The sequence below is a fragment of the Microbacterium sp. NPDC089186 genome (assembly GCF_040685115.1).
Classification (GTDB): domain Bacteria; phylum Actinomycetota; class Actinomycetes; order Actinomycetales; family Microbacteriaceae; genus Microbacterium; species Microbacterium galbum.
In genome coordinates, this window is sequence record NZ_JBFBHJ010000001.1 from 499,090 (window position 1) to 522,934 (window position 23,845).

Sequence of the window (23,845 nt, forward strand, 5' to 3'; positions counted from 1 at the left end):
TTGTCCGACAAGCGGTTCAGCGCCTTGTTGGACAAGCGTAACGTCAGGGTCACCCGACGAAAGCGAGCCGTCATGACCGACACCCTGACCGTCCACCCCCTGCGATCCGAGGTCGTCTCCGCCGAGGCCTTCGAGGCCTTCGGCGTCGTCCTGATCCCCCTGGAGGACGGCACTCCGTTCACCGCCGAGGAGGCCGTGCTCGACGTGTCGGGCGGTATCCCGCGCTTCTACCTCATGCACCTCGACGACAAGCCCGCCGAATTCGTGCGGGTGACCCGTCACCTCGAGACGACGCAGACGCTGATGGCCGTCGGCGACGTCGAGTGGACCCTCGCCGTCGCCGCCCCCGGCATCGACGAGCCCGCGCTCGGCGACCTGCGGGCCTTCCGCATCCCGCCGCGCACCGCCGTCACGATGCGCAAGGGCACCTGGCACGCAGGCCCGTTCTTCGCCGACCCGAGCATGGACTTCGTCAACCTCGAGCTCGACGACACCAACGTCTCGGACCACCACAACCACCGTCTCGACGACGCCTACGGTGTGCGCGTCGTGATCGACGGGGAGTGAGGGTGCTCACCCCCCTCCCCGACGCCGCCGCACGCCTGGCGTCGCTCGAACGAGACGCCGCGCACCAGGCGGAGCTGAGCGCCGGGGACGGACGCTCGTGGGCCGGCACCCGCGACGGCGTGCGCCCGGTGGTCATCGTCGGCGCCGGTCAAGCCGGTCTGGTCCTCGCCCGGGGCCTGCGGCGCCGCGGCATCGACGACGTCGTCGTGATCGACGCAGCCCCCGCCGACGCGGCCGGCCCGTGGACCACCTACGCGCGCATGCACACGCTGCGCACCCCGAAGGACATCGCGTGGCCGACATGGGGCACCCCCGCGGTGAGCCCGCGGGCGTGGTTCGAGGCCGTCTACGGCGACGCGGCCTGGGAGGCCATCGAGTACTTCCCGACGGTGGCGTGGCAGGGCTTCCTGCATTGGTACCGCGACGCCTCGGCCGTGACCACGGTCGCATCCACCCGTGTGCGCTCCCTCGTCGTCGGGGGCGCCGACGACCCCCTGACCCTGCACCTCGACGGGCCTGACGGAGAGTGGATGCTGCCCGCCCGGCACGTCGTGCTGGCCACGGGCATCGAGGGCGCGGGCGGTCGGCACCTCCCCCCTCTGCTCGACGGCCTGCCTGCCGATCGCGTCCATCACACGCACGACGACATCGACTTCTCCGCCCTCGCGGGCCTGCGCATCGGCATCCTCGGGGCCGGCACCGGGGCGTTCGACAACGCCGCCACCGCCCTCGAGCACGGGGCGGCGAGCGTCGACGTGCACATGCGCCGCCCGTCGATGCCGCAAGTGAGCCCGTATCGCTGGATGGAGTTCGCCGGACTCATCGAGAATTACGGCTCCTTCACCGACGCGCAGAAATGGGCGTTCAACGTGCACCTCTCCGCCGTCGACCAGCCCGCGACGCAGAACGCGCTGTGGCGGGCGCACGCGTTCGACACGTTCCGCTTCCTCACCTCCTCGCCGTGGGAGAGCGTGTCGTGGACGGGCCGCGACATCGCGGTGGCGACGCCGCACGGCATCCATCACTACGACGTCGTGCTCGCGGCGACGGGGATCGTGGCCGACCTGGAACGGCGCCCCGAGCTGGCGGGCGTCGCCGCGGACGCCGCGCGGTGGAGCGATCGCCTGTCGCCCGCGCAGATCGCGCAGAACCCGGGGCTGGCGGCGTTCCCGTACCTCGACGACGGCTTCGGGCTCGTCAGCCGAAGTGCGCCCGGCCGTTCGGCGCTGTCGCGCATCCACATGTTCAACCACGGTGCGCGGATCAGCCAGGGCATGCTGAGCCATCAGATCCCCGGCCTCGTCGGCGGCGCCACGAAGCTCGCCGCCGCCCTCTCGCGTCGCCTGTTCGAGCGCGACTCCGACCGCCTGCTCGCGGAGTACCTCGCCTACGACGTGCCGGTGGGCGTGCACGTCGGCCGCCGCGCGCAAGACTCCTCCCCGCCGCGGGATCCGCGGGTAGCGTCGATCGGGTGACGACCTCCACCCCTCTTCTCGTGTCCGTGCCCACCCCCCAGCTGCGCGACGACCTGGGCGCACTGCCCGACGGCGTCGAGGTGGTCGTGTGGGACATGCAGGATGCCGCTCCCCGAGAACGCTTCGACATGGTGGTGCCGCCGTACATGTCGATGACCGGCGTGATCGAGCGTCTGCGCGAGATCGAGGTGGGGCTCGTGCAGAGCCAGTCGATCGGGTACGACAACGTCGAGGGACGACTGCCCGAGGGACTCGTCTTCGCCAATGCGGCGAGCGTGCACGAGACGGCGACCTCGGAGCTCGCCGTGGCCCTCACCCTCGCCGCTCGACGTCGGCTGCCCGAGTTCGTGCGCGCCCAGGACCGCGGCGAGTGGACCGGCGGCGGGGCGCCCGGCCTCGCCGACGCCCGCGTCACCCTGCTGGGCTTCGGCGGGGTGGGCCGCGCGATCGCCGCGCGCCTGAAGCCCTTCGAGGTGCACCTGCGCGCCGTCGCCTCACACGGCCGGTTGCAGGACGACGTCGAGGTGTTCCCCCTCGGCAAGCTCGCCGAGGTTCTCGCCGACACCGACATCGTCATCGCCTCGCTCCCCGGCGGCGACTCCACGCGCCACATCCTCGACGACGCGGCACTCTCGGCCCTGCCCGACGGCGCGCTCGTCGTGAACGTCGGACGTGGACCGCTGGTCGACACGGACGCTCTGGTCGACCACGTGCGGCGCGGTCGCATCCGTGCGGCGCTCGACGTCACCGACCCCGAGCCGCTGCCCGAGGGCCACCCGTTGTGGAGCCTTCCGGGCGTGCTCATCGCCCCGCACGTGGGAGGGGCGACGGATGCCATGCGCCCGCGCATCGCGCGCCTGGTCCGCCGTCAGATCGAACGCCTCGCCGCGGGCGAGGAGCCGCTGAACGTCGTGCTCGGCGGCTGACGCCCCCGCCCCCTCACCCGTTGAGTGTCCAGGACACGCCGCCGCCGTCCAGCGGATGCGGCGCGTCCTGGACACTCGACGGGGATTCGCCGGGGCGCGGGCGCGGGGGGACGGGGCGCGAGGCCGCGAGGCGACGGCGGGCCACGGCGGTCAGCCGCGGAAGCCCGCCGGGTTCGACAGCAGGTCGGCGAAGGCGAGTTCCGCCGGGCCGATGAGCATGAGCCGCGACCGCAGGTGCGCACGCTCGAGCCGGATGGTGCGACCCTCGGCACCGAGGGGATGCACGCGGACGGCATCGGCGAGACGCTCACGGCTCACCGAGAGCAGCGCCCCGAGGTACCCGGAGAGCACCACGGTCTCGGGGGCGAAGGCGTTGACGAAGTTGGTCAGGGCGAGCGAGAGCATCTCGACCTGACGCGTGACCTCGGTCATCACGCGCGGGTTGCGGGCGACGCCGAGCTCCACGTCGAGTTCGTCTTCGTCGAGCTTGCGACGGCCCAGCAGCGGTTCGAGGATGTCGAGACTGACCTCGGCCTCGAGGCACCCTCGACGTCCGCACACGCACGCGCGACCCCGCGGGTCGACGACGGTGTGCCCGAGCTCCCCGGCATAGCCGGAGGTGCCGCGCAGCAGGGTGCCGTCGATGATGAGGCCGCCGCCGATGCTGTGCATGGCGCCACCGAGGTAGAGCAGGTTGCCGACGCCCACCCCGACCCCGAAACGCGACTCGGCCAGGGCGCCGATGCTGGCGTCGTTGCCCGCGGTCACCGGCATCCCGAGCTCGTCGCTCAGCCGAGCGGACACCGGATCGCGCCGCCAGCCGAGAGTGGGCGAGACGAGCACGGAGCCGTTGGCGTTGACGAGCCCGGGCACGGCGAGACCCGCCCCCACCACGCGGTAGTGCCGGTCGATGTCGGCGCGCATCGCCTCGACCGACGACGCGACGATCTGCACGAAGCGGCGGGGCGAGGGCGCCGAGGCCGTGTCGTGTCGGAGTCGGGCGTGGACCACTCCCCCGAGACCGACGAGCGCGACGGTGACCGCGTGGGGTTCGGCCCGCACACTGAGGGCGGCGACGTGGTCGTCCGGCTCGAGGTCGAGGGTCGGGCGCCCGACCTTGCCGGTGCGCTCCCCGCTCGGCGCCTCGCGCACGAGGCCGAGCTCGGTGAGCTCCATGATGAGCCCGGTGACGGTGGAGCGGTTCAGCCCCGTCATCGCCCCCAGCTGCGCGCGTGAGAGCGCTCCCCGAGAGTGGAGCAGCGCGAGCACCGACGCGAGGTTCTGCTGCCGGATCAGGTCGTTCGTCGTACGACCGGCCGGGGGCGCGAGCGGGGTCGCGGGCTCGAACACGGCAGGGGTCATGAGGGGAGCACCTCCCCCATCATCCCATCGGAGTCACACGGACGAGAAACGCAGCGGAGCACGCGGCGGGTGAAGCGGCGACGCGGATGGGGAGCGGGCCCCGGGGCCGCGCTCCCCATCCGGTCAGACACCGCCGTTGCGGCGCTTGTTGAAGATGTCGAAGGCGACCGCCAGGAGCAGCACGATGCCCTTGATGGCCATCTGCCAGGCGGCGTCCACGCTCAGGATCGACAGGCCCATGTTCAGCACGCCCATGACGAGGCCACCGACGACCGCGCCCACGACCGTTCCGATGCCGCCCTGCACGGCGGCGCCGCCGATGAACACCGCGGCGATGGCATCCAGTTCGTAGTTCTGACCGGCGGATGCCACGGCGCCACCGGCGCGAGCGGTGCTGACCACCGCGGCGAGGCCCGCGAGCACGCCCATGTTCACGAAGATGAAGAAGTTGACCCACTTCGTCTTCACGCCGCTCATCACGGCGGCGAAGAGATTGCCGCCCATCGCGTAGATGTGGCGACCGAACGTGGTGCGGTTAAGCACGAACGTGTATGCCAGCACGAGCACGGCGAGGATGATCAGCACGATCGGGGTGCCGTTGTAGGCGGCGATCGTGAAGGCGACCGCCATGATCGCGACGACCGCGATGGCGTTCTTGAGCCAGAACGACCACGCGAGCTCGCGGGGCAGTTCGAGGCGGCGCAGTGTGGCCCGGGTACGCAGCTGCTGGACGATCAGCAGCACGCACGCGATCGCGCCCAGCACGAGGGTCAGGGAGTCCCAGTTGCCGAGGTAGCCCAGGAACGGCGGCAGCCAGCCGGCGCCGATCGCGGTGAAGCCGTCGGGGAGGCCGCTGATCGTGCCACCGGTGAGGAGCACGAGCGTGAGGCCGCGGAAGAGCAGCATGCCGGCCAGGGTGACGATGAACGCCGGGATGCCGACGAAAGCGACCCAGAAGCCCTGCCACGCACCGACCACGGCACCGACGACGAGCGAGAGCAGTACGGCGACGAACCAGGGCAGACCCCATTGATTCATCGCGATCGCGGCGATGGCGCCGACCATCGCGACGACCGAACCGACCGACAAATCGATGTGGCCGGCGATGATCACCATCACCATGCCGATCGCGAGGATCAGCACATAGGCGTTCTGCTGGATGAGGTTGTTGACGTTGCCCGGCATGAGCAGGCGCCCGCCCGTGAGCACCTGGAACAACACGATGATGATGACGAGAGCGGCGAGGATGCCGAACTGACGGAAGTTGATGCGCGACAGGATGCCGCGGCGGCGCGGACCCGGTTGCGTCGGCGCCTCGACCGTCTGGGTGGATGCGGTGGCCATTGCTGTCAGTTCCTTCCGGCGGTCATGTGCCGCATGAGGGTCTCCTGCGTCGCGTCGTCGCGGCTGACCTCGGCCGTGATGCGTCCCTCGGAGATGGTGTAGATGCGGTCGGAGAGGCCGATGACCTCGGGCAGCTCCGACGAGATGACGATGACGGCCTTGCCCTGGGCCGCGAGCTCGTTGATGATCCCGTAGATCTCGTACTTGGCCCCGACGTCGATGCCGCGGGTGGGCTCGTCGAGGATCAGCACGTCGGGTCCGGTGAACATCCACTTCGACAGGACCACCTTCTGCTGGTTCCCGCCGGAGAGGCGCCCGGTGATCGCGGCGACGCTGGGCGCCTTGATGTTCATCTTGTAGCGGTAGGAGTCGGCGACCTTGTACTCGCGATAGCGGTCGACCACGCCCAGGCGGGCGAGGCGGGCCAGAGCGGATGCCGACACGTTGACCTGGATGTCGCCGATGAGGTTGAGACCGTACTTCTTGCGGTCCTCCGTCGCGTAGGCGATGCCGTGCTTGATCGCCGCGTCGACGGTGCGCACGTCGATCTGCTGACCGTTCTTGTAGACCTCGCCCGAGATGCCGGTGCCGTACATGCGACCGAAGATGCTCATCGCGAGTTCGGTGCGACCGGCGCCCATGAGACCGGCGAAGCCGACGATCTCGCCCGCGCGCACCATGAACGACGCGTCCTGGATGACGACGCGCTCGGTGTCGACGGGGTGGTGCACGGTCCAGTTCTCGACGCGGAACAGCTCTTCGCCGATGTCGGGTTCGCGCGGCGGGAACAGGCTGTTGAGGTCGCGGCCGACCATGGCGCGGATGATGCGCCCCTCGTCGGTGTCGGGGTCGGAGCGGTGCATCGTCTCGATGGTGCGGCCGTCGCGGATGATCGTGATGCGATCCGCGATGCGCAGCACCTCTTTGAGCTTGTGGCTGATGATGATGCACGTGATGCCCTGCGTGCGCAGCTGGTCGATGAGGTCGAGCAGGTGCGCCGAGTCGTCGTCGTTGAGGGCGGCGGTCGGCTCGTCGAGGATGAGGAGCTTGACCTCCTTGGCCAGTGCCTTCGCGATCTCCACCAGCTGCTGCTTGCCGACGCCGAGCTCGTAGATCTTGGTGGCCGGGTTCTCGCGGAGCCCCACGCGCTTGAGCAGGTCGGCGGCGGCGGTGTTGGTGGCGTTCCAATCGATGACGCCGCGCTTGGACTTCTCGTTGCCGAGGAAGATGTTCTCGGCGATCGAGAGGTAGGGGCTCAGCGCCAGCTCCTGGTGGATGATGACGATGCCGGCGGCCTCGCTGTCGTTGATCGAGCGGAACTCCATCCGCTCGCCCTCAAGGGTGATGGTGCCCTCGAAGGAGCCCGCCGGGTAGACGCCGCTGAGCACCTTCATCAGGGTCGACTTGCCGGCGCCGTTCTCGCCGCAGATCGCGTGGACCTCACCGCGGTACACGTCGATCGACACGTCGGCCAGGGCCGGCACGCCGTTGAACGACTTCGAGATCCCCGCCATGCGCAGGATCGGTTCGGTCATGGTGTGTTTCCTCCGTCAGCTCCCTCGCTGCGATGGCGAGGATCGAGCGGCGGAGCGGGCGAACCCGCCCCGCCGCGAGAGGGCCGGGGCGGGCGAGCCCGCCCCGGCCGATGGGGATCAGAGCCCGACGTCGGAGGCCTTCAGGAAGCCCGAGTCGATGAGCTTGGACTGCACGTCGTCCTTGACGACGACCTCGGGGGTCAGCAGGTAGGACGGGACGACCTTCTTGCCGTTGTCGTAGGTCTTGGTGTCGTTGACCTCGACCTCCTTGCCGTCCTTGATCTCCTGGATCATCGTGAAGACGCGGTCGCCGAGGGCACGGGTGTCCTTCCAGACCGTCATCGACTGCGTGCCGTCGAGGATCGCCTTGACGTTGGCCTTGTCGGCATCCTGACCCGTGATGATCGGGTACTCGGCGCCGGCGGTGTAGCCGGCCGACTTCAGCGACGCCTCGATGCCGATGGCGAGGCTGTCGTTGGGCGAGAGCACGACGTTGACCTTCTTGCCGTCGCCGTAGAACGACGAAAGACGGTTGTCCATCTCGGCCTGCGCCTTGTCGGACGCCCAGCCCTGAATGCCGATCGACGCCCATGCGTCGTCGTTGGCGGGCGACTTGCCGCTGGGGACCACCAGCTGGCCCTTCTCGACGTAGGGCTGGAGCACGTCCCAGGCACCGGCGAAGAAGAACTTGGCGTTGTTGTCGTCGGGGCTGCCGGCGAAGGGCTCGAGGTTGAACGGGCCCTTGCCGTCCTTCAGGCCCAGCTGCTCCTCGATGTACTGGCCCTGCAGGGTGCCGACCTTGTAGTTGTCGAAGGTGGCGTAGTAGTCGACGTTCTCGCTGCCGTTGATCAGGCGGTCGTAGGCGATGACGGTGGCATTCTGCGACTTGGCCTCTTCGAGGACCGGGCCGAGCGTCGAACCGTCGATGGCGGCGATGACGAGGATCTTCGCGCCACCCGAGATCTGGTTCTGGATCTGGCTGATCTGCTGGTCGGTCTTGTTGTCGGCGTACTGCAGGTCGACCGTGCACCCGGCATCCTGCAGCTTCTTCTGCAGCTGCTCGCCGTCGTTGATCCAGCGCTCGAGGCTGCGGGTCGGCATCGCGATGCCGACGTTGCAGTCGCCGCTCGCGCCGGCGGCGTCTCCGCCGCCCTCGGCGGGGCGCGTCGAGCTGCAGGCTCCGAGGCCCACCGCGAGTGCGGCGATGGCCGCACCGGTCAGGATTTTCTTCAGCATGTGATCTGCGTTCCTCTCTGAACAGCAGGGACCGTGTGGTCCGTACCCGCGCCCTCCCCGGCGTCGGATCGGGTACGTCATCGTCCCGGCACTCTGGTCCGTCGAATTATGACGGCTCCGAAAAAATATCCACCGCGGGGGGTTTTGTCTATAGGCACGTCAAAATTGCCCACGCCGTGATCAGACCGTGACCGAACGTGCCGGATCCCCGGAAAGACGCGGCCGAGACAGTCCTCAGCGGGTGTCGCGGTCGGCGCCCGACCACAGATCGCCGCACTCGATAAGCGACGCGCCCTGCGCGACGAGGTACGGCCGCGCGCCCACGTCACCCCGGGCGGCGTCCGCGACGGCGGCCCAATGCGATCGGCCGAGCAGCACGGGATGACCCGGGGCCCCGGCGTACGCCGCTTGCGCGAGCGCTTCCCGATCCGCGTGCCGGAGCATGCGCGCCACCGCCGCGGGCGGCATCCCCGGGGTGTCGACGGGGACGACGACAGCGGCGATCCCCGCCCCGGATCCCAGCGCGCCGAGGCCGGCCCGCAGGGAGGCCGCCATCCCCGACTCCCAGTCGGCCACGGTCACGATCGTCGCGACAGGAGGAACGAGAGCGACGGCCTCATCAGCCCCGGCTCCCAGCGCGACCGTGACGTCGCGGCATCCGCCCTCCGTCAGCGCGCGGACGGCGAGGGCGATCCACGGCGTTCCCGCGGGGGTGCGCGCGAGAGCCTTGGGACCGCCGAAACGACGACCCGCACCCGCGGCCAGCACGAGCCCCGAGACGGCGACGGGAGGCGCGGCGGGCATGGTCACGACAGCGTAGCGTGCGCGAAACACGCCCCGATTACCGTCGTCCCATGCTCGATCTGGCCGCCGACCTGGTGCCTCTGATGGATGCCGGGGTGCCGCTCGCGGCCGTCACGGTGACCGCCGTGGTGCGCAGCGCCCCGCGCGGCGTGGGCGCGACCCTCGTCGTCACGCGCGACGCGCGCGTCATCGGATCGATCTCCGGAGGCTGTGTCGAGAACGACGCCGTGATGCTCGGTCTCGACGCCCTGCGCACCGGACACGTGCGTCGCGCGCGCTTCGGGTTCACCGACGACGGCACCGTCACCCCGATCGCGGCGGGCCTCGCGTGCGGGGGTGCGGTCGACGTCGTGGCCTACCCGCTCGACGACAGCGTCCGCCCGGCGCTCGAAGCAGCCCGCGCCGGACGGAAGGCGACCGTGCGCCTCGATCTCGACGGAGGACCGGTCGTGCTCGAGCGGCCCGCGGCCCCGCGCCTGATCGTCCTCGGCGCCGGCGAGCACGCGGCGGCGCTGTGCCGGCTCGGCTCGGCCGCCGGATTCCGGGTCACGGTGTGCGACGACTGGGCGCTCCTGGCCACGCGCGAGCGCTTCCCCGACGCCGCCGAGGTCGTCGTCGCCGCTCCGCACGAGTACCTCGCGACCGTCGACGACGCCGACGAGCGCACCGCGGTGTGCGTCCTGACGCACGACGAGCGGCTCGACATCCCTGCCCTGCGCACGGCACTGCGGATGCCGGTGGGCTTCGTCGGCGCGATGGGCGCGCGGGCGACCGTCGCGCGCCGCGCGCAACTGCTGCGGAACGCGGGAGTGACGGATGCCGAGCTCTCGAGGCTCCACTCCCCTCTCGGCCTCGACCTCGGAGGCGCCTCTGCCGAAGAGACCGCCCTGTCGGTGATCGCCGAGATCGTGGCATCCCGCAACGCGGCGAGCGCACGACCCCTGCGCGAGAAGGCGGGGGCGAGGCTGCACGGACCGGGTGCCGCGGGACACGGCCCCTCCTCGGGAGCGCGCGCCCGGGTCTCGGCCGCGGACGACGCCGGCCTCGCGTGCGGCGTGAGGACCGCATGAGCGCGCTCGTGGTGCGCGGCGCCGTGGCCGTCGTCGAGGCGGCGGGCCGCGTGCGCACGGGCGACGTCGTGATCGCCGACGGGCGGGTCGTCGACGCGGCCGACCTCACCGGAGCGCGGGTCGTCGACGCGAGCGGGTGCGTCGTGACGCCGGGCCTGGTCAACGCCCACCACCACCTGCTGCAGACCGCGTTCCGTACGCTCCCCGGCACCCGCGGCATCCCGATGCGCGAGTGGCTTCCGGCGATGGCATCGGCATACGGCGAAGCGGGCGTCGACCCCGACCTGACGCTGCTCGCCGCGCGTGCCGGCCTCGCCGAAGCGCTGCTGAGCGGGGTGACGACGGTCGCCGATCACCATCTGACCTGGCCGAGCGGTGCCGACACCGTCGGGATGGCGCGGGCCGCGGCCGACGCCTCCGCGCGGCTCGGTGCACGCCTCGCGTTCGTGCGGGGAACCGCGCGCGACGACCCGCAGGAGGCCGCCGCCTCGGCCGAGGCGATCGTCTCGGCGCTCGTGCCCGAGGGCGCCGGCGGCGTCTCGGTCGACGGGATGCTGCAGGTCGCGGTCGGGCCCGCCGGGGTGCACAGCGATCCCCGCGAGACGTTCGAGCTGCTGGGCGAGGTGGCCCGACGCCACGGGCTCCGACGACGCACGCAGGCCAACGAGGTGGTCGACGTCGCGATCGCGCTCGAGCGCTACGGACGACGACCCCTCGATCTGCTCGAGGAGTGGGGCTGGCTCGCTCCCGACGTGACGCTCGCTCACCTCTGCGACGTCGCCCCCGACGAGATCGCCCGCCTCGCGGCATCCGGGGCCACCGCCACCCATGCGCCCGGCTGCGACGTGCCGATGGGCTGGGGAGTCGCCCCGGTTCGGCGTCTCCTCGACGCGGAGATCGCGGTGGGCCTGGGAACCAGCGGCGGCGGCAGCAACGACGCGGGCCATCTCCTCGCGGACGCGCGTCTGGCGATGCAGGTCTCGGCGCTGGTGGGGCCGCAGCTGCCGGCATCCGAGGTGCTGTCGATGGCCACGGAGGGCTCCGCCGACGGTCTCGGTCGCCCCGAACTCGGACGCCTGACGCCGGGCTCGGCCGGCGACCTGTGCCTGTGGGACGTCTCGGGCGTGGCCGATGCGGGCGTCGCGGATCCCGTCGCGGGGCTGCTCTGGGCCTCGCCCGGCCGGCGCCCGCGCACGGTCGTCGTGGGCGGGCGGATCGTGGTCGACGAGGGCCGCCTCGCGACGGCCGACGAGGGCGAGATCGTCGCCCGCCTCTTCGAGAGGGTGGCACGATGACGTCCATGGCTCCACCGGCGGTCCCCCTCTCCGCGCTTCCGACCCCCGACGCGCACACCCCCACGAGCGACGAGCGCCTCGGCGCGCACCTGCGCAGCCTGCGGAAGGCGCGCGGGCTCACGCTCACCCAGCTCGCCGAGGCGGCCGAGCTGTCGCATCCGTTCCTCAGCCAGCTGGAGCGCGGGCTCGCCCGGCCGAGCATGGCGAGTCTCGAGCGGCTCGCACGGGCCCTGGGTACGAGCCGGGTCGAGCTGATCGCGGGCTCCGAGCCCCCGCGTGCCGACGCCGATGCGCAGCCGTCGTTCGTCGCGGCCGGAGAGGGCGTGACCGGTCCGTACGCGGAGGGCACCGCGCGCCTGCTCGCGGAGGGCCCGCGCCGCTTCGAGCCGCTGGAGTTCACGGGGTCCAACCCGCAGCCGGGCGATCACTACGTGCACGACGAGGACGAGTTCCTCACGGTGCTCGAGGGCTCGATCGTGATCTCGTTCGGCGCCTTCGGCGAGCGCACGCTGCACGTCGGCGACTCGGTGTACTGCCGCTCGGGCACGCCGCACCGCTGGCACTCGCCCGACGGCACGCCCTATCGCCTGCTGATCGTCAAGGAGGTCGTCCACGGCGACGGCGCCGACGATCCGACCGACGTCTGACCGAGGAGGAGAACGCGTGAGCGCAGGGGTGAGCTTCGATGCCGTGGTGCGGGAGCGACGGGATGCCGCCGACGGGATCGTCGTGCTGGACCTCGAGCGCGCGACGGGGACGCTGCCGCACTGGTCACCGGGGGCGCACATCGACGTGGTGCTGCCCGACGGACTCGAGCGGCAATACTCGCTGTGCGGCTCGCCGAGCGCGCGCGGCACGTGGCGCATCGGGGTGCTCCGCGAGCGCGAGGGCTCGGTGTGGTTGCACGAGAACGCGCACGTCGGGGCCACGCTGCGGGTCCGGGGCCCCGCGAACCACTTCCTCTTCGCCCCGACCGCGGGGCGCTCGTACGTGTTCGTCGCCGGCGGCATCGGGATCACGCCGATCGTGCCCATGATCGAGGCCGCGGAGGCGGCGGGGGCCGCCTGGACCCTGCTCTACGTCGGACGGTCGCGTGCGACGATGGCCTTCGTCGATGAGCTCGAGCAGCGCCACGGCGACCGCGTCGAGGTGTTCGCCGCAGACGAGGGGCGCCGACTCGACATCCCCCGACGCCTGGGCACGCCCGTCGCCCGCACGGTCGTGTACGCGTGCGGACCCGCGCGTCTGCTCGAGGCCCTCGACGCCACGATGGCGGTCTGGCCGCGCGGGAGCCTGCACGTCGAACGCTTCGAGGCGAAGGTACTGGGTCCGCCGGTGTGGACGGAGCCCTTCGAGGTCGACCTCATGATGTCGGGCCTGACCGTGACCGTTCCGCCGGAGCGGTCGATCCTCGACGTGGTCGAGGAGAACGGCATCGTCGTGCCCTCGAGCTGCCGCGTGGGCACGTGCGGCACCTGCGAGGTCGCGGTCGTCGACGGCGACGTCGAGCACCGCGACTCCGTGCTGTCTCCGGAAGAGCAGGAGGCCAACCGCACGATGATGCCGTGCGTCTCGCGAGCCGCGTGCGATCGGATCACCCTCGAGCTCTAGGGCTTCACCCTCACGATCACCCGCTGGTCGCAGGACCCCTCGCGCACGGCGGCTCAGAACTCGACGCGGCGACCCAAACGGCCGGCCCGCGCATCGGCAGCCGCCCGACGGAGCACGCGCAGCTTCCCGGGACGCCCCGTCAGCACCGTACAGCCGAGGCACAGGGCCCAGAACAGGGCGGCATTCACCGAGCGGGCGGGACTGCGCCGACGACCGGTGCGCAGCTCACGGTGGATGCGATTGCGGACCGAGTAGTACAGCAGGGCGTCGTTCGTGGACCGGAACATCGCCAGGACCTCGAACCCGGGCGGCATCCATCGCTCGCCGCGCGGATCGACCACGACGGCGTCGCGAGACAGACGGATGAGCCCGCCCGCCGCGACGATGCGCGAGGTGTACTCCAGGTCGTCGCCGTAGAGCACGAGAGCGGTGTCGGGGAAGCCGATGCGCCGGATGACGTCCGCCCCCACGAGGAGCCCCCCATACGGGGCGTAGGCCAGATCCGCCCCGCTCGCAGCCGCCGCCGGACGCCGCAGCCCCAGGCGCTCCCCCGCGCGGCGGGCGAAGAGGGTCAGCTCGACGCCGGCGAACGACCGGTCTTCGCGCGGCTGCTCCCGCGCCTGCTCCACCCGGATCGCCTCGGCGACCTCGGCGGGCGCGGCTCCCGGGGCCCGGGTCGGGGCGACCGCGCACAGCCCATGTCCCGCCGCGCGAAGAGCCCGCTCCTCGCGCAGGAGCGCCGCCAGCGCGTCGCCGGCGGGAAGGTTGTCGTCATCGAGCACCCACACATGGTCGGCCCCCGCCTCGACGGCCCGGGCGAGGGCGATCCCGAACGCGAGCGCCGATCCCTCGTTGCGTTCCAGGTGGTGCAGGTGCACCCGCGGAGCGTGCTCGCGCGCATACTCGACAAGCGCCTGCCGGGACGACGGGGTCGAGCCGTTGTCGACCACGACGACCTCCCTCACCCCCGCGGCGAGGAACGCGTCGACGGTCGCCAGACATGACGCCGATCGCGCGCCGTAGGTGACGGTGGCCCCGACCACGCGGGGGAGAGGAGAAGAAGAGGTCACGAGCTCAGCTTTCGTCGGAGGCGGGGGCGTAGACATCGGCCAGCGTGCGCCGGAAGCGCTCCACGGAGAACTCGGCAGCCGCCGCGGGCTGCACCGCGCGAGCCTGGCGGCGCGCGCCGGCAGGCTCGTCGAGCGCAGCGCAGACGCCGTCCGCCAGACCCGCGGCGTCGTCGGCGACGGCGAAGGCCGAGAGGACGTCGTCGACGATGCCCTCGACGCCGATCGAGGTCGACACGACGGGGATGGCGCGCACCATGGCATCCACCGTCTTGAACTTCACGCCGGCACCCGATCGCAGCGGGATGAGGACCAGGGCGGCGTCGGCGTAGTACTCCTCGAGGGAGTCGACGCGACCGGTCACCGTGACGGTGTCGGGCACGAGCTCCGCCTCCCGCCGCATCTCGTCGGTGGGGTTCGCGCCCGCGAAGACGAACCGCGCGCCCGGGTGCCGCCGGTGGACGCGGGGAGCGATCTCGCGCAGGGTCCACAGGGCAGCGTCGGCGTTGACGGAGCGGTCGAACGCCCCCACGAACAGCACCGTTCCCCCACCCGTGGCCGTCGCGACGGCCGACGCGGCACCGGAGGCGGCACCCGGCGCGGCCGGCTCGGCAAGGGGCGGCCGCACGACGCGGACCGGGGCCGCGGAACGCGCCGCGCGGTGCACCACCGCGGCATCCTTCGCGCTGAAGACGAGAACCGTGTCGACGTCGGTGTACACCCGCCGCTCGTCACGGCGCACGGTGGCGAGTCGCACGCGGGCGACGAGGCCCCGGGGAGACCACCGCGATCCGGCCGCGGCGAGGAAGCGTTCCGCGCTCTGCAGCATGACGTCGTGCGCGAAGACGAGGCGTCGGGCCGGAGCCCCCACCCAGCGGGCGAACCACCCCATCTGCGTCCACTGGAACTCCACGGCATCGGCCGCGGCGAAGAGCGCGCGCACCTCGGCCGACTGGGCGAAGGCGCGGCGCACGCGCCTCACCGGGCGGACGGGGAAGAACCGCCGCTGCTGCCGTTCGTCGAGAGCGGTAAGGCGCCGCAGGCCGCGTCGGGGGGCGGGGAGAGGCACGAGGACGATGGTCGCGGTCACCGTGGATCGCGCGCGGGCCGCGCGATTGTCGTCGGAGTCGGGGGCGACGACGGTGACCTCGTGTCCGTCATCGGCGAGCGCCCGCAGGTGGCGGAGGTAGTACTGGCCTCCGGCGTGCGGAATGCCGTCGAACGGCACCACCGGCGCGACACTGACGATCCTCACGTGCTTCCTCCCCGGCGCCGACGGCGCGGCGCTCGAGCCCACTCTGCGGATATCGCTCGCGCACTCCCCCGGCCGCGCTCCCGCACAGGGCGGGTGAAGCAGCCGGTCGCGGCGAGTTCCGCCAGCGGGTGAGAACGGGGACGGTGCGCGCTCACGATGCCGCGCGGCCACGCGAGGCCGGGGGCGTCGACGCTTCCACCGACGCGTAGTGTCCGCCCGGGAAAGGAGCCGAGGTGAGGATCACGCACGTCCAGAGCAGCTTCGTCGCACCGCTGGGCGGGGCCGAGTCGTACGTGCTCGCCCTGGCCTCCGAGCAGGCCCGGCGAGGTGACGAGGTCGAGATCCTCACCGCGTGGACCGACCCCGACACCGTCGAGCGGGCGCGTCGAGCCAGCGTGGCCGTGCGCGTGCGCGCGACCTATCGCCCCTATCGCCCCGACCAGCACGGAGCGGGCACCGCCGCCAAGGTCGCGTTCCACGCGCTCGACGTGCTCGGCACCCTCGGACCGGCGACCTGGATGCCGGAGGAGGCGCGGTCCGACGCAGTGGTGCACGTCCACCGCTTCCAAGGCGTGGGCGCTCAGGTGCTCCGGGCTCGACACGGCGCGGTGGTGCACACCGCGCACGACTACTGCCTCGTCGACACGACGTCCACCTCCATCCGCGACGGACACGAGCCCGCGCGTCTCGGCGGCGTGCAGCGGCTGCGCGCTCGCGCCAACTGGCTCGCGGCCCGACGCGCCAGCATCCTGGTGTTCCCGAGCGAGCGCGCACTGGCCCGTCACCATGCCCTGGGCATGCCCGCCGAGGGTGTCGAGCAGCGGGTCGTTCCGCACGGGTGGCCGGCACCCGCCGTCTCACCCGCCCGCATCGAGACCGAGGGACGCACCCGTCCGCGCTTCGTGTTCCTCGGCAGGCTCCAGGCGACCAAGGGCATCGACCTGCTGCTGCGGGCGTGGGAGCAGGCCGACATCGACGCAGAGCTGGTCGTCGCCGGCGACGGCCCCGAGCGGCCGACCATCGAACGCGCGGCGGCGACGGGGCGGATCACCTACGCCGGATGGGTCGACGCCCAGCAGAAGGCCGACCTGATCGCCTCCGCGACGGCGCTGGTGTTCCCCTCGCTCTGGCCCGAGACGTTCGGGCTCGTGATCGCCGAGAGCCTGCTCATGCGGTGCCCGGTGATCGCGACCCCCCAGGCCGCCGGCGCTTTCGTGCGAGACGGCGAGAACGGACTCGTGACGAAGGACGCCACACCGGGGTCGCTGGCCCGCGCCCTGCGTCGCCTCGCGCACGATGCGACGCTGCGGGAGGGCCTGGCCCGGGGGGCCGCCGCGAGCGCCGCGGCGCTCGACTTCGGTCGCCATGTCGACCGTGTGCAGGCGGTTTACGCCGACGCGCGCGGGATCTTCGCTCGGGCGCGCTGAGCCGACGTCGATCACCCTCGCGAGAGGCGGGGGGCGCGCGTCGTCCGCGACGAACGCATGGACGCTGTCGGCATCCCGCGTTCACGCACCGAACCGCAGCCTGTCCGACATGTTTGTCATGAGGGTCACGCGGGAGAAATACGGCGGAAACGCACGCTTCCTAGCATCGGATCACCGCCGGATGTTGCTCACACCAACACTGACGCAGCCGCCCCGAGCGGCTCGCCCCATCGCCGTGGCGCTCGTCTCGACTCCTGCCTTCCCGACTCTCCGGAGGTCTTCGTGTCCGCCGTTCCACCCGTCTCGATCGCCGCTCTGCGGGGTGTGCGACTCGCCTCCGGCGACGTCGTCGACATCGCGCTCGACGGCGACACGGTGCTCGCGGTGGTCCCGGCCGGCACCCCGCTGCCCGAGACCGACGGCGTCGTGCTCGACCTCCCCGGCTACCTCGTCACCGCCGCCGGCGCCGAGCCGCACGCCCACCTCGACAAGTCGCAGTCGTGGGATGCCATCCGGCCCCCGTTCGGCGACCTCGAGCGCGCCATCGATAGCTGGCACGCCTTCGCCCTGACCCTGGACGAGGACGACACGCTGCGCCGGGCCCGTTTTACGGCGCTGCGGATGCTGGCATCCGGGATCACCTCCGTCCGCACCCACGTCGACCTCCTGCGCGGAGAGGACGCCCTCACCGGTGTCCGCGCCCTGGTCCGGTTGCGGGCGGAGCTCGCGGGAGTCATGGACCTCGAGCTCGTGGCCCTCGGCGGCCCCACGGTCGCCGACGAGGTCTTCGAGGCCGCGCTCGACGCGGGCGTCGACCTGGTGGGCGGTGCGCCGCATCTCGCCGACGACCCGGTCGCCGACCTCGAACGCCTCGTCGCCCTCGCCCGGCGCCGCGACGTCGGCCTCGACCTGCACACCGACGAGAGCCTCGCGGGAGCCGACACCCTGGCCGCCTACGCCCGAGCCGTCACCGGCTGGCACCGGCCACGGACCGCGGGCCACTGCGTGCGGCTGAGCATGGTGCCCGCGGCCGACCTCACCGCCCTCGCCGAGCAGGTCCGCACCGCCGACATCGGCGTCATCGCCCTGCCGATCACCAACCTGTACCTGCAGGGATGGGATGCCGAGCACGCCGTGCCCCGCGGGATCGCGCCGATCGGACGGCTCAAGACCGCCGGCGTCCGCGTCGCGGCCGGAGCCGACAACGTGCGCGACCCCTTCAACCCGGTGGGGCGCTGCGACCACCTCGAGACCGCCTCGCTGCTCGTCAGCGCCGGGCACCTCGCCCCGGAGGACGCCCTGGAGGCCGTCACCGTCGGCGCGCGAGACGTGATGGGGCTGCCGTTCGCGGGACCGGTCGCCGGCGCGCGGGCGGAACTGGTGGCGATCCAGGCGGACTCCCTCGGCGAAGCCGTCGCCTTCGCCACTGCCGACCGCGTCGTCATCCATCGGGGACGTCTCGTCAGCCGCACCCGCGTCGCGACCGAGACCGCCGCCCTCTCCTCGTCCGTCCCCACCCGCACCGCCGCACCCGCGACGGCGTCGTAACCCGACCCCACGGAAAGTGAGCGCCCCCGTGACCCTGGCCTCCCCCGCCCCGGCATCCGTCGCGGATCCCACCGCGCCGATCCTGGACTTCCGCAACGTCGCCATGACGTTCCCCAACGGCACCACCGCCCTCTCGGGCGTCGACCTCACTGTCGAGCGCGGCGAGTTCGTCAGCGTCGTCGGCCCCTCGGGCTGCGGTAAATCCACGCTGCTGCGCATCGCCTCGGGTCTCGAATCCGCCAGCGAGGGCACCGCGACCGTCAACACCGACCGCATCGGCTACGTCTTCCAGGACGCGACCCTGCTGCCGTGGCGCGACGTGCAGGCCAACGTCGAGCTGCTCGCCGAGCTCAACTGGCAGCCCAAGCGCGTGCGCACCCCGAAGGCCCAGTGGGCGATCGACCTCGTCGGCCTGAAGGGGTTCGAGAAGCACCTCCCCAAGCAGATGTCGGGCGGCATGAAGATGCGCGCCTCGCTCGCCCGCTCCCTCACGCTCGACCCCGAGCTCTTCCTCTTCGACGAGCCCTTCGGTGCGCTCGACGAGATCACCCGCGAACGCCTGAACGACGAGCTCATCAAGATCTTCGTCGAGCAGAAGTTCGGCGGGCTCTTCATCACCCACTCGGTCTCGGAGGCCATCTACCTCTCCACGAAGGTCGTCGTGATGTCGGGTCGCCCCGGCCACCTCGTCGACACGTTCGAGGTCCCCTTCGACATGCCGCGCGACCCTGAGATCCGCTACACCGCCGAGTTCGCGAAGCTCGTCGGCGAGGTCTCCCACGCCCTCCGGGAAGGACACTCATGAGCACCACCTCCGCTGAGCCCGTCGTCGACGAGGCGGCCGTACCCCCGGCATCCACTCCCCCGGTCGAGCCGCCCCGCACCCGCACGGCACCGCGGCGTCGGGGCTTCGGATCCCGCGCCGCCGTCATCGGTCCCCCGCTCGCGGTCCTCGTCGTGCTGCTCGGCGGCTGGTACGCCGTGTCGATCGCCCTGGCCGCGTCGGGCAAGGGCTTCCTCATGCCGATGCCGCACGAGATGTTCACGCTGGGGTTCTTCGACCCGCAGGTGGGCGCCGACATCTGGATCGCCCTGTTCCGGACGACCGGCGTCGCGCTCACCGGCCTCGCGGTGGCGATGATCCTCGGCATCGGCTGGGCGATCGCGATGTCGCTGGCGCGGTGGGTCGAGCGTTCGACCTACGCCTACGCGGTGATGCTGCAGTGCATCCCGATCCTCGCGCTCGTGCCGCTGGTCGGCTTCTGGTTCGGGTACGAGTTCACCGCCCGCGTGATCGTCTGCGTGCTGATCGCCCTGTTCCCGATGGTCTCGAACACGCTGTTCGGCCTGCAGTCGGTCGACAAGTCGCAGCGCGAGCTGTTCCGCCTGCAGAAGGCGAACAAGTGGACGGTGCTGACCAAGCTCACCCTCCCCGCCGCCCTGCCCTCGATCTTCGTCGGCATGCGCACCTCGGCGGGCCTGTCGGTCATCGGCGCGATCGTCGGTGACTACTTCTTCCGCCGCGGCGAGCCGGGCATCGGCTCACTCATCGCCAACTACCAGTCGCGCCTGCAGAGCGCCGAGCTGTTCGCCGCCATCCTCGCGGCCTGCCTGCTCGGCGTCGCGATCTTCGCGTTCTTCGGCTGGCTGTCGAAGGTGGCCGTCGGCCGCTGGTACGAAAGCGCCCTCTAGACCCCGGATGCCACCGCACCGCCCTCCCGCGCGCAGGCGCCGGAGGCGGCATCCGGCGTACCCGAAATACCGCAGCTCCCCCTCCCGCACCCGAGCACCACCGACGTCACAGAAAGCGAACCAGCATGCAGCGCTCCACCCTTCTCCGCGGCACCGCCGTCACCGGCGCCGTCGCGATCGCCCTGACCCTCACCTCCTGCGCCGGCAGCGCGGCGGAGAGTGCGCCGGCCGCCTCCTCCGACATGGAGATCGGTTCGGTCGACCTCTCGACCGACTGCCCCTCGACGATCGTCGTCCAGACCGACTGGAACCCCGAGGCCGAGCACGGTCACCTCTACGAGATGATCAAGGACGACTACACGATCGACGCCAACACCAAGGCGGTCACGGGTCCCCTCATGTCGGACGGCGAATACACCGGCGTCAACCTCGAGATCCGCGCCGGCGGCCCGGCCATCGGCTTCCAGACGGTCTCGGCGCAGATGTACCAGGACGACGCGATCACCCTCGGCTACATCAGCACCGACGAGGCGATCCAGCTCTCGTCGACCACGCCCACCAAGGCCGTCTTCGCCCCTCTCGACATCAGCCCGACGATGGTCATGTGGGACCCGGAGACCTACCCCGACGTCAAGACGATCGATGACGTCAAGGCCGCCCTCACGGCGAAGGGCGGCGTCTGGCGCTACTTCGACGGCTCCGCCTACATCGAGTACCTCAAGAGCGCCGGTCTCGCCGACTCGGCGATCCTCGACGGCTCGTACGACGGCACGCCCTCGAACTTCGTCGCCGCCGGCGGCAAGGACATGCAGCAGGGCTTCGCCTCGGCCGAGCCGTACGTCTACCAGAACGAGGTGTCGGCCTGGGGCAAGCCGGTCGACTTCGCCCTGATCCACGACGCCGGGTGGCAGACCTACCAGTCGTCGGTCTCGGTCAAGTCCGACTCCTTCAACGAGCTGTCGCCGTGCCTGTCGAAGCTCGTGCCCGTGCTGCAGAAGGCCGGCGTCGCGTACTACAAGGACCCCTCCGCCGCGAACGACCTCATCCTGAAGCTCGTCGACGAGTACGCCACCGGCTGGACCTACACGCAGGGCGTGGCCGACTACTCCGTGAAGACGCAGGTCGACCTCGGCCTCGTGGGCGACGGCCCCGACTCCACCTACGGCAACTTCGACGACGACCGCTTCGCGGACTTCTTCGACAAGGCCGGCAAGGTCTACACCGACCTCGGCACCCCGCCCGCGTCGGGCTACACCCCGGCCGACCTCTACACGAACGAGTTCATCGACACCTCGATCTCGTTCTGACCCGCTCGGCCCGGCCCGCCTCGTGCGGGCCGGGCCGTTCGGCTCCCTCTCGCGCCCCGGGCCCCTGAGCTCGTCGAAGGGACCGGAGCCCCCGACACCCCCGGTGGCTTCGACAGGCTCAGCCACCTCCGCCCCACCGCACCACCGGTGACGACGACGAGCTCGGCCGCACCGCGGCATCCACCCCACCCGCCCCACCCGGAGAAACACCCATGAGCGACACCGCCACCCGCGTCCTCTCCCTCGAGGACGAACTGCTCGACCTGCTCGGCCCCGCCGCCGTCAGCACCGAACCGCGCGTGCGCGAGCGCGCCAGCGTCGACGGCTCCCCGATGTCGCCGATCATCGCCGCGAAGCTCCCCCTGGGCCTCGCCGACCTCGTCGTGTTCGCCGCCGACGCCGAGCAGATCGCCACGGCCGTGGCCGCGGCATCCCGTCACGGGGTACCGATCACCGTGCGCGGCAAGGGCACCGGCAATTACGGTCAGGCCATCCCGATGCAGGGCGGCCTCGTGATCGACACCACGCGCGCCAAGGCCATCGTCGAGGTCGGCGACGGGTACATCACCGCCGAGGCCGGGACTCCGATGGTGCTGCTCGAGCAGGCCGCGTGGGCCGCCGGCCAGGCGCTGTGGATGTACCCGTCGACCGCGCAGTCCACGATCGGCGGTTTCCTCTCGGGCGGCTCCGGGGGCACCGGGTCGATCGCACACGGCTCCAACGACCGGGGCTTCGTCGCCGCCCTCGACGTCGTGCACGCCGACGGCAGCGACCAGATCATCCACGTCGAGGGCGACGAGGCCCAGAAGTACGTGCACAACTACGGCACCGCCGGGGTCATCGTGCGCGCGACGGTCCGCCTCGAACCGCTGCGCGAGTGGCGTGGGCTGTGGGCGAGCTTCCCCGACTTCGCCGGCACCCTCGCCGTGCTGCAGACCATCGGCAATCTCGAGCCCACCCCGCGGCTCGTGTCGGGCGACGGGCCCGAGATCTCGGCATCCCTCCCCTCCGACGAGGCGATCCCCGAGGGCCGATCGAGCCTGCGCGCGATCGTCGACGCGTCGCTGATCGAGGAGATCACCGCGATCGTCGAGGGCGCGGGCGGACGTGTCGAGGCGGTGCGCGAGGGGCCGCAGGCCAGCATCCGCCTGTCGATGCTCAGCTACAACCACCCGATCGAGTGGTACCAGAAGAGCCAGCCGCACGAGGTGTTCCACCTCGAGGTCGCGGGTGCGCCGCTCGCGGACGACATCGAGGCCGTCGAGAGCGTGTTCGCCGGCGGCAAGCTGCACATCGAGTCGACCAAGGCGTTCCCGATCGGCATGCTGGCAGCCCCCTACGTCAGCGAGGACGACGTCTACCGCGGCATCGCCGCGCTCAACGCCATCGGCGTGGGCGTGCACAACCCCCACCAGTGGAACGTCGACTTCAACGTCGAGCAGACGGTCGAGACCGCGCGCCTCACCGACCCGAACGGCCTGCTGAACCCCGGCAAGCTGAACCCCGACTACACCGGCGCGCGCAAGGGAGCGATCATCTCATGACCCGTCTTCTCGCCGAGCTGAGCGGTTCCGCCGCCGCCGAGGCCCTCACCGAGGACTCGATCCTGGTGCTGCCCACCGGGGCGATCGAGCACCACGGACCGCACCTGCCCCTGGCGACGGATGCCATCGTCGCCGAGGCGTCCGCCACGGCCGCCGTCGCGCGCGCCGCCGCCCAGGGGCTCGACGTGTGGCAGCTGCCGACGCTGTCGATCACGAAGTCGGACGAGCACTCGTGGGCCCCCGGGACGCTGTGGCTCACGCCCGAGACCATGCTGCAGACCATCGTCGACATCGGCCGCTCGATCCTCACGACCCGGGCGCGCACGCTCGTGTTCCTCAACGGCCACGGCGGCAACGTCGCGCTGCTGAACGTCGCGAACCGTGAGCTGCGGCGCCGCTTCGGACTGCGCACGTTCTTCATGCCCGCCGCGCGCGTGCCCTCGTTCGACGGCACCGACGGGGGCCCCGACGAGCACGGAACCGGCATCCACGCCGGTCACGGCGAGACGAGCATGATCATGCACCTGCGCCCCGAGCTCGTGGACGCCACGAAATTCGAGGCCACGGTTCCGGCGCACATCGGCGACTTCCGGCACATCGGCTTCAACGGCAAGCCCGTGACCTTCGGGTGGCTCTCGAACGACTTCGGCCCCACCGGCGTGCTCGGCGACCCGACGGGGGCGAACGCCGCCCACGGCGCGGAGCTGTTCGAGGACAGCGTCTCGTTCGTCGTCGAGGCGCTCGAGGAGATCAGCCGATTCGACTACACGGCGTGACGAA

General features: G+C 71.5%; 21 protein-coding genes. 14 read left to right on the plus strand and 7 right to left on the minus strand.

Translation table 11 applies throughout. The features are described 5' to 3' along the window. Positions 1–72: 72 nt before the first annotated feature. The 3 genes from AB0N82_RS02370 to AB0N82_RS02380 are packed head-to-tail and all read left to right on the plus strand — an operon-like array spanning position 73 to position 2,968. A complete protein-coding gene (locus AB0N82_RS02370) occupies positions 73–567 on the plus strand; it encodes an ureidoglycolate lyase (RefSeq protein ID WP_363387644.1) in 495 nt (164 codons plus the stop codon). A 2-nt stretch (positions 568–569) separates the two neighbouring features. After that, positions 570–2,042 carry an FAD-dependent oxidoreductase gene (locus AB0N82_RS02375; RefSeq protein WP_363387647.1) on the plus strand — a complete coding sequence of 491 codons (1,473 nt, stop codon included), beginning with the start codon at positions 570–572 and terminating at the stop codon, positions 2,040–2,042. After that, the gene (locus tag AB0N82_RS02380) at positions 2,039–2,968 is read left to right on the plus strand and encodes a 2-hydroxyacid dehydrogenase (RefSeq protein WP_315993852.1); all 930 of its coding nucleotides are present in this window, start codon (positions 2,039–2,041) and stop codon (positions 2,966–2,968) included. Before AB0N82_RS02375 ends, AB0N82_RS02380 begins: the two co-directional genes overlap by 4 nt. Positions 2,969–3,118: 150 nt before the next feature. On the opposite strand, the gene AB0N82_RS02385 is transcribed toward AB0N82_RS02380, so the two are convergent. The 5 genes from AB0N82_RS02385 to AB0N82_RS02405 all read right to left on the minus strand — a co-directional run bounded on the left by AB0N82_RS02385 (position 3,119) and on the right by AB0N82_RS02405 (position 9,249). Continuing rightward, complete coding sequence (locus AB0N82_RS02385) at positions 3,119–4,330, minus strand: ROK family transcriptional regulator (RefSeq protein WP_363387650.1); 1,212 nt, start codon at positions 4,328–4,330, stop codon at positions 3,119–3,121. Between the two features lie 123 nt (positions 4,331–4,453). Next, complete coding sequence (gene mmsB, locus AB0N82_RS02390) at positions 4,454–5,674, minus strand: multiple monosaccharide ABC transporter permease (RefSeq protein ID WP_315993854.1); 1,221 nt, start codon at positions 5,672–5,674, stop codon at positions 4,454–4,456. A gap of 5 nt (positions 5,675–5,679) precedes the next feature. Further along, positions 5,680–7,209, minus strand: coding sequence for a multiple monosaccharide ABC transporter ATP-binding protein (gene mmsA / locus AB0N82_RS02395; RefSeq protein ID WP_315993855.1), 1,530 nt, complete (start codon positions 7,207–7,209; stop codon positions 5,680–5,682). 117 nt (positions 7,210–7,326) lie between these two features. Next, the gene (chvE, locus tag AB0N82_RS02400; RefSeq protein WP_315993856.1) at positions 7,327–8,445 is read right to left on the minus strand and encodes a multiple monosaccharide ABC transporter substrate-binding protein; all 1,119 of its coding nucleotides are present in this window, start codon (positions 8,443–8,445) and stop codon (positions 7,327–7,329) included. Positions 8,446–8,679: 234 nt separating this feature from the next. Then, positions 8,680–9,249, minus strand: a complete 570-nt coding sequence (locus tag AB0N82_RS02405; protein WP_363387655.1) for an NTP transferase domain-containing protein — start codon at positions 9,247–9,249, stop codon at positions 8,680–8,682. 50 nt (positions 9,250–9,299) lie between these two features. Here AB0N82_RS02405 and AB0N82_RS02410 point away from each other — a divergent pair, with 50 nt between their 5' ends. Genes AB0N82_RS02410 through AB0N82_RS02425 form a run of 4 tightly spaced genes read left to right on the plus strand, consistent with a single transcriptional unit; the run spans position 9,300 to position 13,225 of the window. Continuing rightward, on the plus strand, positions 9,300–10,319 hold the full coding sequence (locus tag AB0N82_RS02410) for an XdhC family protein (RefSeq protein WP_315993858.1): 1,020 nt from the start codon (positions 9,300–9,302) through the stop codon (positions 10,317–10,319). Then, positions 10,316–11,614, plus strand: coding sequence for an amidohydrolase family protein (locus AB0N82_RS02415; protein ID WP_363387659.1), 1,299 nt, complete (start codon positions 10,316–10,318; stop codon positions 11,612–11,614). The genes AB0N82_RS02410 and AB0N82_RS02415 overlap by 4 nt, the downstream gene beginning before the upstream one ends. Beyond that, the gene (locus tag AB0N82_RS02420) at positions 11,611–12,261 is read left to right on the plus strand and encodes an XRE family transcriptional regulator (protein ID WP_363387662.1); all 651 of its coding nucleotides are present in this window, start codon (positions 11,611–11,613) and stop codon (positions 12,259–12,261) included. Before AB0N82_RS02415 ends, AB0N82_RS02420 begins: the two co-directional genes overlap by 4 nt. Before the next feature lie 16 nt (positions 12,262–12,277). Beyond that, the gene (locus AB0N82_RS02425; RefSeq protein ID WP_315993861.1) at positions 12,278–13,225 is read left to right on the plus strand and encodes a PDR/VanB family oxidoreductase; all 948 of its coding nucleotides are present in this window, start codon (positions 12,278–12,280) and stop codon (positions 13,223–13,225) included. A gap of 53 nt (positions 13,226–13,278) precedes the next feature. Here AB0N82_RS02425 and AB0N82_RS02430 read toward each other — a convergent pair whose 3' ends face one another. Together AB0N82_RS02430 and AB0N82_RS02435 are read right to left on the minus strand one after the other, a co-directional pair. Continuing rightward, the gene (locus tag AB0N82_RS02430) at positions 13,279–14,295 is read right to left on the minus strand and encodes a glycosyltransferase (protein WP_363387665.1); all 1,017 of its coding nucleotides are present in this window, start codon (positions 14,293–14,295) and stop codon (positions 13,279–13,281) included. Positions 14,296–14,299: 4 nt separating this feature from the next. After that, complete coding sequence (locus tag AB0N82_RS02435) at positions 14,300–15,547, minus strand: glycosyltransferase (protein ID WP_363387668.1); 1,248 nt, start codon at positions 15,545–15,547, stop codon at positions 14,300–14,302. A gap of 233 nt (positions 15,548–15,780) precedes the next feature. On the opposite strand from AB0N82_RS02435, the gene AB0N82_RS02440 reads away from it, so the two are divergent. From AB0N82_RS02440 to AB0N82_RS02470, 7 genes are all read left to right on the plus strand, one after another. Beyond that, positions 15,781–16,974 (plus strand): glycosyltransferase, encoded by a 1,194-nt coding sequence (locus tag AB0N82_RS02440; RefSeq protein WP_363387671.1) that lies wholly within the window; start codon positions 15,781–15,783, stop codon positions 16,972–16,974. Positions 16,975–17,256: 282 nt separating this feature from the next. Continuing rightward, positions 17,257–18,522 (plus strand): amidohydrolase family protein, encoded by a 1,266-nt coding sequence (locus tag AB0N82_RS02445; RefSeq protein ID WP_363387674.1) that lies wholly within the window; start codon positions 17,257–17,259, stop codon positions 18,520–18,522. 28 nt (positions 18,523–18,550) lie between these two features. Beyond that, positions 18,551–19,327, plus strand: a complete 777-nt coding sequence (locus tag AB0N82_RS02450; RefSeq protein ID WP_167494159.1) for an ABC transporter ATP-binding protein — start codon at positions 18,551–18,553, stop codon at positions 19,325–19,327. Continuing rightward, positions 19,324–20,214: an ABC transporter permease gene (locus AB0N82_RS02455; RefSeq protein ID WP_315993866.1), complete on the plus strand. Its 891-nt coding sequence runs from the start codon at positions 19,324–19,326 to the stop codon at positions 20,212–20,214. Before AB0N82_RS02450 ends, AB0N82_RS02455 begins: the two co-directional genes overlap by 4 nt. Positions 20,215–20,339: 125 nt before the next feature. Beyond that, positions 20,340–21,521, plus strand: a complete 1,182-nt coding sequence (locus AB0N82_RS02460) for an ABC transporter substrate-binding protein (RefSeq protein WP_363387679.1) — start codon at positions 20,340–20,342, stop codon at positions 21,519–21,521. 212 nt (positions 21,522–21,733) lie between these two features. Then, positions 21,734–23,065, plus strand: a complete 1,332-nt coding sequence (locus tag AB0N82_RS02465; RefSeq protein WP_315993868.1) for an FAD-binding oxidoreductase — start codon at positions 21,734–21,736, stop codon at positions 23,063–23,065. Further along, complete coding sequence (locus tag AB0N82_RS02470) at positions 23,062–23,841, plus strand: creatininase family protein (protein ID WP_315993869.1); 780 nt, start codon at positions 23,062–23,064, stop codon at positions 23,839–23,841. The genes AB0N82_RS02465 and AB0N82_RS02470 overlap by 4 nt, the downstream gene beginning before the upstream one ends. The last annotated feature ends 4 nt before the right edge of the window (positions 23,842–23,845 follow it).

What these genes read in the sequence shown, in the direction of transcription:
- AB0N82_RS02370 (WP_363387644.1), top strand. Translation starts at nt 73, where the DNA reads ATGACCGACACCCTGACCGTCCACCCCCTGCGATCCGAGGTCGTCTCC.
- AB0N82_RS02385 (WP_363387650.1), bottom strand. Translation starts at nt 4,330, where the DNA reads ATGACCCCTGCCGTGTTCGAGCCCGCGACCCCGCTCGCGCCCCCGGCC.
- mmsB (WP_315993854.1), bottom strand. Translation starts at nt 5,674, where the DNA reads ATGGCCACCGCATCCACCCAGACGGTCGAGGCGCCGACGCAACCGGGT.
- mmsA (WP_315993855.1), bottom strand. Translation starts at nt 7,209, where the DNA reads ATGACCGAACCGATCCTGCGCATGGCGGGGATCTCGAAGTCGTTCAAC.
- chvE (WP_315993856.1), bottom strand. Translation starts at nt 8,445, where the DNA reads ATGCTGAAGAAAATCCTGACCGGTGCGGCCATCGCCGCACTCGCGGTG.
- AB0N82_RS02405 (WP_363387655.1), bottom strand. Translation starts at nt 9,249, where the DNA reads ATGCCCGCCGCGCCTCCCGTCGCCGTCTCGGGGCTCGTGCTGGCCGCG.
- AB0N82_RS02410 (WP_315993858.1), top strand. Translation starts at nt 9,300, where the DNA reads ATGCTCGATCTGGCCGCCGACCTGGTGCCTCTGATGGATGCCGGGGTG.
- AB0N82_RS02415 (WP_363387659.1), top strand. Translation starts at nt 10,316, where the DNA reads ATGAGCGCGCTCGTGGTGCGCGGCGCCGTGGCCGTCGTCGAGGCGGCG.
- AB0N82_RS02420 (WP_363387662.1), top strand. Translation starts at nt 11,611, where the DNA reads ATGACGTCCATGGCTCCACCGGCGGTCCCCCTCTCCGCGCTTCCGACC.
- AB0N82_RS02455 (WP_315993866.1), top strand. Translation starts at nt 19,324, where the DNA reads ATGAGCACCACCTCCGCTGAGCCCGTCGTCGACGAGGCGGCCGTACCC.
- AB0N82_RS02460 (WP_363387679.1), top strand. Translation starts at nt 20,340, where the DNA reads ATGCAGCGCTCCACCCTTCTCCGCGGCACCGCCGTCACCGGCGCCGTC.
- AB0N82_RS02465 (WP_315993868.1), top strand. Translation starts at nt 21,734, where the DNA reads ATGAGCGACACCGCCACCCGCGTCCTCTCCCTCGAGGACGAACTGCTC.
- AB0N82_RS02470 (WP_315993869.1), top strand. Translation starts at nt 23,062, where the DNA reads ATGACCCGTCTTCTCGCCGAGCTGAGCGGTTCCGCCGCCGCCGAGGCC.